Source organism: Silvimonas sp. JCM 19000 (genome assembly GCF_054652575.1).
The window spans coordinates 125,377-138,875 of sequence record NZ_BAAIHC010000010.1; the positions used below are offsets into that span (position 1 = coordinate 125,377).

The following is a 13,499-nucleotide window of genomic DNA, read 5'->3' on the forward strand; positions in this document are numbered from 1 at the left end:
CCCTCGCCGCAGCGCCGGCGCCGGCATCACGTACCGGCACAAGAAAATACAGCGCATATCGCACGATCTGCCTTACCGCCATCAGCCTTTCCGGAGCCCCACCATGCCACTGCCGCTCGACGCCCCAGTCGATAAAAGGGATAGACCCTATTCGCCCCCTGCCCGCGCCGAATTATCCGACGAGGGTCGCATGCGCCGCCGTGCCTTGATGCTGGTGGCCGCGCTGGGCATGATGGCGACGTTCCCGGCGTGGCTGCAAGGCAGCGTGGCGCACGCGGCTGCAGCCGCCAGCCCGCAAGCCGCCCCGGCCGAATTTCTGGCGTTGTCGCAACTGGTAACGGGCCGCAGTCAGCTTGATACCGAAGTGGCCAATCGCATTTACGCGGCATTGTCGCAAAAAGACCCCGCCTTCCCCGGTCAGGCCAGCGCCTTGTGGCAGCACGCCAATGCCGGGGTCGATGGTCTGCAGGCCGCCGCGTTAAATGATCCGGCTTTGTCCAAAGCGCTCAGCAACATCGTCAGCGCCTGGTATCTGGGCGAAGCAGGCGGTCAGGTCGTGCAATACAAAACCGCAATCGGCAATCAAGTGGTCGAAGACGTGGTGGTCACGCCAAGCTATTGCCGCGCGGCGCCGGGTTACTGGACGGCGCAACCGCCGCATACCGTGGCGCGCAGCATATGAGCGATGCCAGCAATGCCGATGTAATCATTGTTGGATCGGGGGTGGCGGGGGCCTTGATTGCGCACCAGTTAGCCAAAGCGGGTAAATCGGTTTTGATCCTGGAAGCCGGGCCACGCATCGAGCGCTGGCGCATTGTGGAAAATTTCCGCAATTCGCCCGCCAAAGATGATTTCATGACGCCCTACCCCAGCACGCCGCATGCCCCGCATCCGGAATACAGCCCCGAAAACAACTATCTGATTTTCAAAGGCCCGCAAAAATACAATTCCCAATATATTCGCGCCGTGGGCGGCACCACCTGGCATTGGGCGGCAGCCACCTGGCGTTTTTTACCCAATGATTTCCGCTTGCAGTCGGTCTATGGCGTAGGCCGCGATTGGCCGATCAGCTATGCCGATCTGGAACCGTATTACCATCAGGCCGAAATTGAGTTGGGCGTATCCGGGCCTAATGACGGCACTGACCTGGGCTCACCCCGTTCTGCCCCCTACCCCATGCCCGCATTGCCGCTATCGTGGAATGACCAACGCTTTCATGATGTATTGACGGCCGATGGATTCAAGGTTGTTTCTGAACCGGTGGCGCGCAATAGTCGGCCCTATGACGAACGCCCTTCCTGTTGCGGCAATAACAATTGCATGCCGATTTGCCCGATTGCCGCGATGTATAGCGGCATTATCCACGTCGATAAAGCCGAGCGTGCCGGCGCCCGGCTGCTGGCCAATGCCGTGGTGTACAAGATTGAAGTCGGCGCCGCCAACCGGATTGTGGCGGTGCATTACAAAGATCCGTCCGGGGTTTCGCATCGCATATCCGGGCGTTATTTTGTGCTGGCGGCCAACGGCATAGAAACACCCAAATTATTGCTGATGTCGACTGACCATCGTGCCGAGGGCGTGGCCAATAGCTCGGGGCAGGTTGGACGCAATTTGATGGACCATCCCGGCACCGGCGTGACTTTTCTGGCCAACGAGGATTTGTGGGCCGGACGCGGGCCGATGGAAATGACTTCGGTGGTTAATTTGCGTGACGGCGCATTCCGTAGCGAATACGCCGGTAAAAAACTGCATTTGAATAATGGCGCGCAAACCCGCCCGGCCACGCGCAAAGCCATCAAAATGGGATTGCTGGGTAAACAGCTGGACGCTGAAATCCGATATCGCGCCGCGCGCACCGTCAATATCAACAGCTTCCACGATATTCTGCCTGACCCCGCCAACCGCATCGTGCCCAGCGCCGGGCATCGCGATGCGCTGGGTATACCGCAGCCTGAAATCACTTATGCCATCGATGATTATGTGCGGCGCAGTGCGGCGCATACGCATGAGGCTTATGCGCGCATTGCGCAATTGTTTGGCGGCAAGGAAATCAGCTTTGATGACGACTTTGCCCCTAACAATCACATTATGGGCACGGCCATTATGGGCACCGATCCACGCAATTCGGTCACCGATGCGCATTGCCGCACTCACGATCATGAAAACCTGTATATCGCGGGCGGTGCCACCATGGTGACGGCGGGCACGGTCAATTGCACGCTAACCATCGCCGCCTTATCGTTGCGCATTGCCGATACCTTGAAGGCGGTGCTATGAGCCGCTATCGCTTTGCCTTGATGAGCGTGCTGGCGGCATTCAGCCTGCTGGCACATGCCGCCGCGCCCAATGATCCCGCGCTGATTAAACGCGGTGAATATCTGGCGCGGGCCGCCGATTGTTTTGCCTGCCATACCGCCGATAAAAACAAACCCCTCGCCGGCGGATATGGCATCGATTCGCCGTTTGGCATGATCTACACCCCCAATATCACGCCGGACAAAGAAACCGGCATAGGCAACTGGAGTGATGACGAGTTTTATCGCGCGCTGCATCAAGGCATAGGCAAACACGGCGAACAGCTTTATCCGGCGTTTCCGTATCGCGCGTTTACGCTGATGCCGCGCGCGGACGTACTGGCGATCAAGGCTTATCTGTTTGCCCAGCCCGCCATTCATTACACCCCGCCGCCCACTCAATTGCCGTTCCCGTTTAATCAGCGCTGGGCCATTGCGGGCTGGAAATTGATTAATTTCCGCGAAGGCGAATTCAAACCGGAGCCGGGCAAAGATGAAGTCTGGAATCGCGGGGCTTATCTGGTGGAAGGCCTGGCGCATTGCCAGGAATGCCACACGCCGCGCACGCTGACCATGGGTTTGAATGCCGACAAAGCCTTTGGCGGCGGCCGAATCGGCAATTGGCACGCGTTTAATATTTCTGCGGACAAAACCAGCGGCGTGGGCGGCTGGAGCGACGAAGAATTAATCCAGTATCTGCATACCGGCAAGGCGGACGGTCGGGCGGCGGCAGCCGGTGGGATGGCGGAAGCGGTGGAAGACAGCTTGCGTTATCTATCACCGGATGACCTGAAAGCCATCGTCGGCTATTTGCGTAGCGTGCCGCCGATTCATAACCCCAAAGACAATCAATCGCGCTCAACCTGGGGCAAACCGGCGCATGACGAAACCACTTTGCGCGGCAAAGCCGGCATCTCGGCCAGCAATGACGCCATCAGCGCGGCTGAATTGTTCAGCGCCAATTGCGCCAGTTGCCATAACCCGTCTGGCGCAGGCAGTAGCGATGGTTATTATCCGTCGCTATTCCACAATTCGACGGTAGGCGCGCAGAACCCGGCCAATCTGGTGCTGGTATTGCTGAATGGCGTGCACAGGGATATGGGTAATCAAACGGTGTTTATGCCCGGCTTTGGCGACAAACTGACCGACCAGCAAATCGCAACGTTGACCAATTATCTGCTCGACCACTTTGGCAATCCGGCGCGCCAGATTGATGCCCATTTTGTAAAGCGCTTGCACCACCCCGGTAAAGGATCGACCTATCTGATCATGGCGATTGCCGCCTTTGTCGTGGTGGTGCTAGCAATTATTGCTTCGCTCTGGGCAATTCGGCGGCGCCCGCTACGCGTATTGCATCACTAAGCCATAAACCCGATATTGGCCGGCCAACCCGCATTGGTGAAGCTGGCCAGATTGGGGACCACACTGCTTAATTGCGCGGGCGTAACGCCAAACCAGGTGGCTAGCGTGGCCACGTATTGATCGACCGAGGTGGTTGGAATCCAGCGGCCTTCTTTGGTCGAATCATCCGGTCCGCCCAATACATGCTGCGGAAAGCGACCATAAAACTGTTTGCCCTTGACCGCCCCGCCCATCACCAGGTGGTGCCCGCCCCAGGCGTGATCGCTGCCTGCGGTCGAATTGGGTTTGAGCGTGCGGGTAAAGTCCGACATGGTGGCGGTGGTGACATTGCTCGCCAGGCCCAGACTGCTGACCGCGCTGTTGAATGTGGCCAGCGCTTTGCCCAATTGGCCATACAGCGTGTTCTGGGTATTCAGTTGATCGCCATGTGTGTCGTAACCGCCCTGCGAAACAAAATACACCTGGCGGGATAATCCCAGCTTGGCGCGCGCTTCAATCAGCATGGCGACGGTCATCAATTGCAGGGCAATTGAAGACGTCTGGCCACTGAACAGCGGCCGCACCGTTGAGGCGGCGTTATTGACGATGGGATTGAGCAAGGCGCTGTTGCCCAATGCCGATTGCTTGATCTGGCCATCGATATTGCGCAAACGCGTATTCCCGGTTTGCGTGGCCAGTGCCGCCACGGCGCTTTGCAGCGACGTATTGGCATAACTCAAGCCAAAACTACCGCCTGCCGTCGGCACGGCCAAAGGCCGGGTGGTATTGCCAAGGGTAAAGATGCTGTTGCCCGCCAGGGTAATCACCGGCGGCACACTGCTATTGGCCGCAGTCAAATCCGCCACACGGCCGCCCCAACCACTGCTCTCGGCACCTTGCGGCGCAATCCCGGTGGTTTGCCATTGTTGTTGCTGGTCGATATGCGAATACAGATTGGCCGGTAACTTGTAGCCCGCAGTTTTTAATTGCGCTTGCGTCGTCGGCTTGGCCAGCGTGCCCGCATTAAACTGGATCGCCATTTCTCCCGCGTCCCACAAGCTCGCCAAAGGCGCCAGCGCCGGATGCAGACCGAACTGCTGCACGCCGTTCATGGCGTTCGCATCAATATTAGTCGGATTAGCCAAAGGTGCGAGTTGCGCTTGGGGAATCGCCAGCACGCCGCGTACCCCGGCATAGGTTGCATACGCACTCGCGTCGTAGGGAATGATCATGTTGTTGGAATCATTGCCGCCAAACAGAAAGACAATGACCAGCGCTTTGTAATCATTGCTGCTATCAGCAAAGGCGCTGCTCAAGGATAACTGGCTCAAAGCAGCCAACATACCGGCGCTGCCCGCGCCTTTCAGAAAATGACGACGGTTCATTAGCGTTGGACCTCGTAGAGCGGCGATGTCGCAATCAGATAAGCGACGGTGCGGGCGGGTAATTGTGGGTTGGCGGTCACGCTTTTGGCGCTGAGTGCTTTGACTTGCGCCACGATGGTGGCGTGTGCGTCGGCGGGCAAATCGTCGTGCAACAGCAAGGCCGCCATTTGATTAACCAGCTGGTCCGGATCGGTAATGCCGGTCCACGCCGAGAAATCAATGCGCGTGCCGACCGAATTGCTGACGCTGCTATCCGCGGCCACGCCATTGCTTTGCAACACCACGGCGCCGACCGCGTTCATGCGTGCCAGTGCACTGCTGGTATCCAGAATGCCGAATTCGGGACCGTATAAATCAGCGGCGCCCGGCGCGCGATATTGCGGCGAATAAAAATTGAAGACCGAGGGCGAGGCAAACACCGCTTGCGACATACCCGCCGTCGCGTTGCGCGGATTCATACCATCGGTGGTTGCCCCCAGCGTGCGCAACAAACTGGCCATAAACAGGGCCGGCTCACGCAGATGGCCATAAGCCGCATCCGCCACATTGCTGCCGCGCGCTTCCGGGTCCAGCAGAATGGCTTTGATCACGGCTTTCATATCACCGCGTACGCCGCTGCCATTGTCATTAAATGCCGCGCTGACGCGCGCAATATAGGCCGGGCCGGGATTGCTGGTGACCAGTTTCTGGATCAGTTGCTTGCCCACAAACGGGCCGACGTTGGGGTGATTGAAAATAATATCGAGCGCGCCATCCAGATCTTGTTGCGCCGTTTGCCCGGCGGGCAAGGTCTGGCCGTTGAGCAATACTTTGGCATCGACATCGTGCTGGTTATCAAACGCCACCATCTTGCCCGCGCGATTGGTCGGGTTGGTCCATTTGGACAAGGCGCCCGGCAACGGCGGAAAAGTCCATCCCGTCATGGCGCGGGCCATGGCGGTAATTTCGGCCTGGCCATAGGTAGGAATGGCGTCCCCGTTGCTATCTGTTTGCACGCTACCATCGGCATTCAGTTTTTCAAGGCCGATGGTAAACAGCTGCATTAATTCACGTGCGTAATTCTCGTTGGCCTGCACGCCCTTTACTGGATTGGGCTTGCCGTTATTGACCATATTCAGCCAGCTGCCCATGACGGGATGCAAAGTGACATCACGCATCAAATCGCGGAAATTGCCAAAGGCATCGTTCAATAACATGTTCTGGTAATCGGCCTGGGCATAAGCCTCATAGCCGGAGGTCACAAACAATTGGGATAAGGCAAACGCCACCCGTTGGCGCAATTGATCCTGACCATTAATGGCATTGGCAAAGAACATGCGCTGAACCTGGGTCAGGCCGTAATAATCGCGACTGCAATTCTTGAGCATCAAGGCATCGGTCGATTGCGCAATGGTGTTGGCATCGCTGGTGCAACTGCCTTGATTAGACGGATTGACATAAAAGAATCCGTTATAGCCTGTGGCCGGAATGGTGAATTGGCGCGCGATCCATTGATTGGCAGTGCCCGCCTGTAAATCCGCCAGCGCCGCCGGTGCAGCACCAAAGCTGGCTTGTTCCAGAAAGCGTTGGGCATCTTGTCTGGAAACAAACACCACATCGCTATTGCCGCCGCTGCTATTGCTATTGCTATTGCTGCTACCGCCGCTATTGGCGCTATCGCTGCTACCGCCCCCGCCACCACCACATGCGGCGAGCGCCAACGCGAGCGCCCCCATTACTCCGACGCGCGAGCCCGCACGCCATGCCTGATGCGACATTGCCCTGTCCCCTTGAATCAATAAATGTTGCGCGGCGCTGGTCGCAGATCAATGGCAATGCGGTTTATTGCCTTTTATCACCGACTAATGCAGGTCGATGTGATCGATTACGCCGCGTCTTTGACAGGGATTATTTAGGCAGTGACGCCCGGATACAGAAAGACATTAGAGATGAAAGGCCGATACAAACAGACAGGTTGCCGGGCCTATAACCAATGCCGATTACTGCGCGACCACAGTGCAGCAAGGTCGCCATGGCCATACCCGATGAGCTGCCGTACAGGGGCAGCACTGCCGCAAATGGTCAGTTGCCAACGTCAAATAATTTGGGTATGTGCGCGCGCCAGCCGCATACGTCAGGGCTGAATTGGCTTTAGCCCGCAATTAGCTTGTGTCCAATATGGTTATTGGCTATTCATCCAGAATCTCAATTCAAGGGTCGATCAAATCGATCCGTGCCGCTATTAAGCCCATCGAATCAGCCTGTATACGCCAGGCCATGGATAGAGTTTTACAATTTATAACCATCAACTATGCAATTAATTCTTGCCAATCCGGCAATCTGACGTAGAAAGATGACTGCGTGAAGTGGATCGTCAAGGATCAATACCGGTTGTAATTAAAACGGTATTTCACACAAACGCAAACGCGGGCTCAATGAAAACAAGATGGGCAACGCCAGTGTCTGCCAAGGACGAACGGCGCGTAGCTTCTGCCGCTTATTGTGGCGTTGCCCACCCGGCGCCTTCTCGCGGCGCGTGTAAACCGGGCTGAGCAAAGTCCGGCAAAACAGACCGACCGCACGCAAAAAAACGGCCGTGATTGCTCACGGCCGTTTTCATTATTGCGTAGCGACTTAACCCATAAAGCCCAGGTTAGCCGGCCAGCCTGCCGCAGTAAACGTCGACAGATTAGGCACCACCGAGGCCAGTTGCGCCGCCGGTACGCCCAGCCAGGTGGCGAGGGTCGCGGCGTATTGCTCAACCGACGTGGTCGGAACCCAGCGCCCTTCTGCGCCATAGTCGGTCGGACCGGCCAGTTGGTGGGTCGGGAACGTACCGTAGTAGTTCTTGCCCTTGACCGCACCGCCCAGAATGAACTGGTGACCGCCCCAGGCGTGGTCAGCACCGCCGGTGGAGTTCGACTTGAGCGTACGGCCAAAGTCGGACATGGTGGCCACGGTGACGTTGTTGCCCAGACCCAGCGAATTCATGGCGTTCATAAAGGTTGCCAGGCTGTTGCCCAACACGCCGTACAACGCTTGTTGCGTGGCCAGCTGGTTGGTGTGGGTATCAAAACCACCCAGCGACACAAAGAACACCTGACGCGATTGAGCCAGCTTGGCGCGGCTTTCAATCAGCATGGCCACCGTCGCCAGCTGCACTGCCAGTTCGCTGGTCTGACCAGCAAACATGGCTTTCACGGCCGAGCTGCTGTTGTTGATGATTGGGCTGATGGTCGAGCTGGCCGCCAGGGCTGCGTTCTTGATCGACACCTGCGCCAGTTCCAGTTGCGACGAAGCCAGGTTGCGCAGACCGATTTCGGATTGCGCCAGATAAGCATCGCCCCACAACGGCGAGAACACGCTGCCATAAGTCGGCACGGCCAGCGGACGCAGGCTGTCGCCCTGGGTGTAGATCGCGTTACCCGACAGCGTCATCACCGGCGAAATACCGCTCAGATTGGCGCCAACGTGTTCGGCAGCACGGCCGCCCCAACCGGCACGCACCATACCCAGTGCGTCGGTGCCCGTGGCTTGCCATTGTTGCTGTTGGTCAGCATGCGAGAACAGGTTGGTCGGCAAGGTTGCGGTGCCGGCCAGAATCTGGGCACGGGTGGTCGGTGCAGCCAGCGGCCCGATGTTGAACTGAACAGCCAGTTGGCCAGCATCCCAGAACGATTTGAGCGGGGACAAGGCCGGGTGCAGTGCAAATTGCGTCACGCCAGCGGTCTTGGTGGTATTCAGACCTGCAGTCGGGTTGGTCAACGGCACCAGGCTGGTTTGTGCCAGCGCCAGGCCACCGCGGATGGCGGCGTAGTTGGTGTAGCTGCTGCTGTCGTAAGGGATGATCATGTTGTTCGAGTCGTTACCACCGAACAGGAACACACAGACCAGGGCTTTGTAATCAGAGCTGGTATCAGCCAGGGCTTTGAGTGCGCCCAGTTGGCTCATTGCGGCAACCATGCCAACACCACCAGCGCCTTTCAGGAATTTTCTGCGATTCATATCTGCCAAACCTCGTAAATGGGCGACGTCCAGGACGCCAAAGTCTTTAAGGGGGGCGGCTCACTCATTTACTGCGTCTTGCTGATCTCTGCCGCGTTGGTGCTATTAGGCCTGAGTATCAGTGTTTACTTAACCAGGTCGATACCTGGGGACGCTGTAAGCTTGCCGAGTAAGGCGCAAACCGGGGGCGTGGCGGGCTGGTTTGCAAAATGTTCCAGCACCGCACGACCAATTAAAAATCAAGGGTTTACTTCTGGATTCCGGCGGGGGCCAGTGCCTTTGGAGGGCACTGGCTTCGCCACATTTACTTCTGGATTTCGTACTGCGGCGACGTAGCGATCAGGTAGCAGATGTCGGCAGCAAGCAGCTTGGGCATCGCCTTGATCTGAGCGTCAGTCAGGTTCTTGAGGTAGGTCATGATGGCGGCCTTCATACCTGCGGTCATCGAGCCATGCATCAGGATGTCGTTGAACTTCTCTACTGCAGCGGCACGGTCAGTCAGGGCGCCGAACTTGCTGACATCGATATGCGTCCCGATCGAGTTGGTCACCGACTTGTCAGCGGCCGCACCACCCAGGAAGAACATCTGCACAGCAAAGTTGGAGCGGTTGATCTGGCTGGCGGTGTTAAGCAAGCCAAATTCAGGGCCGTTCAGCGTGGTACCCGGTGCTACATACGACGGCGAGTAGAAGTTGAACACCGAAGGCGACATGTAAACCGATTCACCTTGCACCGTGCTCCAGTAGTTGGGGCCCATGCCATCGGTAGTACCGCCCAGCGTGCGCAGCAGTTGCAGCATGTACACCGCCGGTTCGCGCAGCTTGCCGTAAGTAGCGCTGGTCTTGCTGTCACCGCGTGCTTCCGGATCGGTCAGGATGGCGGTCACGACTGCAGACAGATCACCGCGCACACCGGCACCGTTATTGCCCCACACGGCCGAAACACGTGCCACATAAGCCGGCGACGGGTTGCTGGTCACCAGTTTCTGGATCAGCTGCTTGCTGATAAACGGGCCCACGCTGGCATTGTTGGTTACGGCGGTGATGGCTGCATTCAGATCGCTGGTCGCGGTGCCCCCTGCCGGAATCACGGTGCCACCCACAATGGTCTTGGCATCGGTGTCGTGGTAGGCGTCCATAGCAACCATCTGGCCTGAGTGGTTCACCGAGTTGCCGTTCCACACCACTTTGCCACCCGGAACTGCCGGGTAGGTCCAGCCGGTAAAGGTACGCGCCAGCGCAGTAACTTGCGCCTGGGTGTAGTTAGCCACCGGCTTGCCTTTGGCATCCAGCTTGTAGGTGCCATCGGCGTTCAGCTGATTGGTACCCATGGTAAACAGCTGCAAAAATTCGCGAGCGTAGTTTTCGTTGGCCTGAGTGCCTTTGGCGGCGTTGGGCTTGGCGTTGTTCACCATGTCCAGCCAGTCACCCATGGTCGGGTGCAGGGTCACCACCGTCATCAGGTTTTTATAAGTGTCGAACGCATGGTTCAACAGCAGGTTCTGGTAATCGGCCTGGGCGTAGCCTTCATAACCGGAGGTCACCAGAATTTGCGACAGTGCAAAAGCCACGCGCTGACGCAGTTGATCTTTACCGCTCAGGGCGTTGGTAAAGAAAGTACGTTGTACGGCGTTGGGCGCAAAAATATCGCGGCTGCAATATTTGATCTTGAGCGCATCGGTTTCGTACTTGACGACGTTGGCTTCGTTGGTGCAGCTGGCGCCGCGGAACGGGTCAACCCAGTAGTAACCGTGGTAGCCGGTAGCCGGGATGGCCATCTGAGCCTTGATCCAGCCCTTGATACCCAGGCGTTGCACATCTGCGATATCCGATTCGGTCGGACCGAAAGCGGCTTGTTCCAGCAGACGTTGTGCATCAGCACGCGTCACCGTAGTGGTGGTCGTGGTGTCTTGATTGGACTGGAGTTTCAGGCTCGTATCCTGAGTACCAGTGATATCGCTGCTACCACCGCCACAGGCGGCCAGAGCGGCGGTCAGGGTCATTACAGCGGCGCTGCGAAGGGCGTTTTTACCGCGCAAAACTTCAAATTGAAAATCCATTGTGTAACTCCATTGCGTGGGGCGGCGTCTTTCGCTTGGGGCCTTGTGGCCGGTGCCGCGATGGACCGTATTTAGCCTGAAGCATCAGTATTTCAGGAATAGCTGATGGATAACCGGCGCTGGAAAACGGACCAAAGCGATGACGCTGCACTTACGCAATTTCTCTACTGCAATTACCTATTCTTGCTTTTGTTGTAAAAATACGACCTACTGACCTCGAAAATATGCAGCACAAGCCCCTGTTTTTATTGGTAAAAATTCACGTTGACCTTATCTTACAAATATTGTGGTCAAATTCACAGATTACACAAAAAATAAGAATTGACAGCAAAGCTGGGCTTTTGCTCGTAAGTGAACCGAGCCTCCCCAGGGTGGTACCTGGTAGGCCTGAAAGCCGACTATTTGGGGATGAACGGTCGGTTTTTATAAAAGTCACCGTCGATACAAGCCCCTGAAACAACAGGATTTATCTGAAAATTTTGCAAAATCGGCGTGCAGTGGGTGTCGTCAGGTATCGATGTACAGCTCGACCGGATGGTCAGGGCGTAAAAAAACCCAGGAGGGCTCCTGGGTTTTGTCAGCTTTGTCGGCAAAGTTGTCAGTATGTTACCGCTGATGCAACCAAGCTTTCGGGTTGTTCACCCCAAAAAGATTTGTATCAGACAACTTTTGCCCGCTTCAAGCCGGGTTAGCGGGGCTGGCCTTGCTTTTTGGCTTGCTGGGAGCCAGCAATTTCCATGTGCCGTCATCGAGCTTGCAATATGCCGGCGTCATGCGGTCGTTCTGAACCTTGCTGGTAAACGAGAGCTGAATATTCCGACAGTCGCGCCCACCATGCTGGTAACTGCGGGTGGGCACCAGGTCGACCGTGGTGCCGCGTTTGCTGTTGGTATCCGCGTCGGCGCTGCTCCACGTGCGGTGCTCGCCGTCTTTGGCTTCATTCAGCGCAGCCATCACGCTGTCGTTCAGGCTTTTCTGGTCCGCCGTGCTTAAACGCGTCAGCGGGGTATTGCTCATAAAACCCAAACCGGCGGCCTGCACCGTGGGGGCAATGACGAAAGGCGCGGCGGCAATCAATACGGCCATGCAAGCGGTGATACAACGCATGCGGAAGACTCCCTCAGGGATGGTTGGATTTGTAACACAGTGAGAAAACGCATTCTGTCGGTGCGCCACGTACACGCACGCACAGTCTGTGAGGCATGGCTGACGCTGATTTCAACGGCATGCCGCCGTCATACAATCAGCGCAGTCCCCAGGCCCGGCGTAGTCTTGCTCAATCGGGTCGGCCCCGGCTATGGCACAAGTGGCCAAAATCATTCGGGGGCCCAAGACATGAGTGCACGCTGCTTTCAGTTTTGCGGGAACGCGGTATCAGATATAGACAACCGGGCTGGCGCACGCCAGGTGGTATCGCAACAGCATGGGCCGTTTAGCACAGGCAAAGCCGTGGCAGGCAGGCCTAATCGGGAAACAACATCGAAGCAGTCAGCCGCACACCCCAGCCCGGCGCCGAATCCGGCCTGGCCATCCAGTACTTGCCCTCCAGCCCCACACTGCCCTTTTGCTGGCCAAAGCTGAACGGCTTGCTGACCCCAGCACTGACCGGCACGCTCCAGTTGCGCGCGGTCCAGTCATAGCTGCTGTCCGAGCCTACCGACCAGGTCAGCCCGGACTTCTGGGTATACGCCAGAAATGGCTGCATGGCCGACACGCTATTGCTGTTGCGCAGATTGCCTGGCACGCCGGGCGTGGCATAAGACCAGATATGGCTGGCTTGCACGCCCCACTGCCACTGGCTGGCTTGCATCATCAACACACCGGAAGGCCCGGTGCCCCAACGATCCGCCCCCGGCGGACGCGTGGCCGGGTCACTACTTAGATAAGCGGTGCCGCCCGCCAGCATCAAGCCACCGTCGTTAGCGACGGCATTGGGTGCCAGCCACACATTGTGTACGGTCTCGCCGCCGCCATAAGGATTGCTACCCGGCAGCAAATCGGTCTGTGCACCAGACAGCGTGGTGTGCGACAACATGGTCCAGTCGCGATTGAGCGGCACCAGCGCATCGTCCTGCGGCACACCCCAGTGGTGCGCCAGCGCGCTTTGCATCAAGCGCGCGCCGACGGTTTGTTGCGGCGGTCGCAGCAGGGCCAGGCCGACGTCATCGACCTCATCCGCGCTCGCCCACGCGCTGCACAGACACAGGCTCAGCGCAGCCGCCAGCCAGCGTGGCCGTCTGTATCGCGCTGTCGTCCCATCTGCCATGCCCGTTCTCCCGACGTGCGCCAGCCTCAAAAATGGCAGGCAGGCCGTGTGTTGCTACTTTGGTTTTTTAGTGGGATCAGGCTGCGTTTAAAACGCTTTATAAATTGCCCTGACCGATGCTGTAACGTTAGACGGGTCGTCGTGAAAATTCACGCCCAGCCGTTCTGCGG

9 protein-coding genes are annotated in these 13,499 nt (G+C 57.5%); 3 read left to right on the top strand and 6 right to left on the bottom strand.

Going from position 1 to position 13,499, the window contains the following annotated elements; genetic code table 11:
• The first annotated feature begins 190 nt into the window (after nucleotides 1-190).
• From ACYQ1A_RS11360 to ACYQ1A_RS11370, 3 genes are read left to right on the top strand one after another with little or no spacing between them, the layout of a single operon-like run.
• Complete coding sequence (locus ACYQ1A_RS11360; RefSeq protein WP_499362129.1) at nucleotides 191-682, top strand: sugar dehydrogenase complex small subunit; 492 nt, start codon at nucleotides 191-193, stop codon at nucleotides 680-682.
• On the top strand, nucleotides 679-2,277 hold the full coding sequence (locus ACYQ1A_RS11365; RefSeq protein WP_499362130.1) for a GMC family oxidoreductase: 1,599 nt from the start codon (nucleotides 679-681) through the stop codon (nucleotides 2,275-2,277). The genes ACYQ1A_RS11360 and ACYQ1A_RS11365 overlap by 4 nt, the downstream gene beginning before the upstream one ends.
• Entirely contained in the window at nucleotides 2,274-3,656 is a 1,383-nt protein-coding gene (locus tag ACYQ1A_RS11370; RefSeq protein ID WP_499362131.1) for a c-type cytochrome, read from the top strand. Before ACYQ1A_RS11365 ends, ACYQ1A_RS11370 begins: the two co-directional genes overlap by 4 nt.
• Here the strand turns inward: ACYQ1A_RS11370 and ACYQ1A_RS11375 are convergent.
• The 6 genes from ACYQ1A_RS11375 to ACYQ1A_RS11400 all read right to left on the bottom strand — a co-directional run bounded on the left by ACYQ1A_RS11375 (nucleotide 3,653) and on the right by ACYQ1A_RS11400 (nucleotide 13,329).
• Nucleotides 3,653-5,020, bottom strand: a complete 1,368-nt coding sequence (locus tag ACYQ1A_RS11375) for a DUF1501 domain-containing protein (RefSeq protein WP_499362132.1) — start codon at nucleotides 5,018-5,020, stop codon at nucleotides 3,653-3,655. The genes ACYQ1A_RS11370 and ACYQ1A_RS11375 overlap by 4 nt on opposite strands.
• On the bottom strand, nucleotides 5,020-6,777 hold the full coding sequence (locus ACYQ1A_RS11380) for a DUF1800 domain-containing protein (RefSeq protein ID WP_499362133.1): 1,758 nt from the start codon (nucleotides 6,775-6,777) through the stop codon (nucleotides 5,020-5,022). The genes ACYQ1A_RS11375 and ACYQ1A_RS11380 overlap by 1 nt, the downstream gene beginning before the upstream one ends.
• A gap of 856 nt (nucleotides 6,778-7,633) precedes the next feature.
• Nucleotides 7,634-9,004, bottom strand: a complete 1,371-nt coding sequence (locus ACYQ1A_RS11385; RefSeq protein ID WP_499362134.1) for a DUF1501 domain-containing protein — start codon at nucleotides 9,002-9,004, stop codon at nucleotides 7,634-7,636.
• Nucleotides 9,005-9,308: 304 nt separating this feature from the next.
• Nucleotides 9,309-11,063, bottom strand: coding sequence for a DUF1800 domain-containing protein (locus tag ACYQ1A_RS11390; protein WP_499362135.1), 1,755 nt, complete (start codon nucleotides 11,061-11,063; stop codon nucleotides 9,309-9,311).
• A gap of 678 nt (nucleotides 11,064-11,741) precedes the next feature.
• On the bottom strand, nucleotides 11,742-12,170 hold the full coding sequence (locus ACYQ1A_RS11395; RefSeq protein ID WP_499362136.1) for a hypothetical protein: 429 nt from the start codon (nucleotides 12,168-12,170) through the stop codon (nucleotides 11,742-11,744).
• Between the two features lie 355 nt (nucleotides 12,171-12,525).
• Nucleotides 12,526-13,329, bottom strand: a complete 804-nt coding sequence (locus ACYQ1A_RS11400) for a hypothetical protein (protein WP_062223026.1) — start codon at nucleotides 13,327-13,329, stop codon at nucleotides 12,526-12,528.
• Nucleotides 13,330-13,499 lie beyond the last annotated feature (170 nt).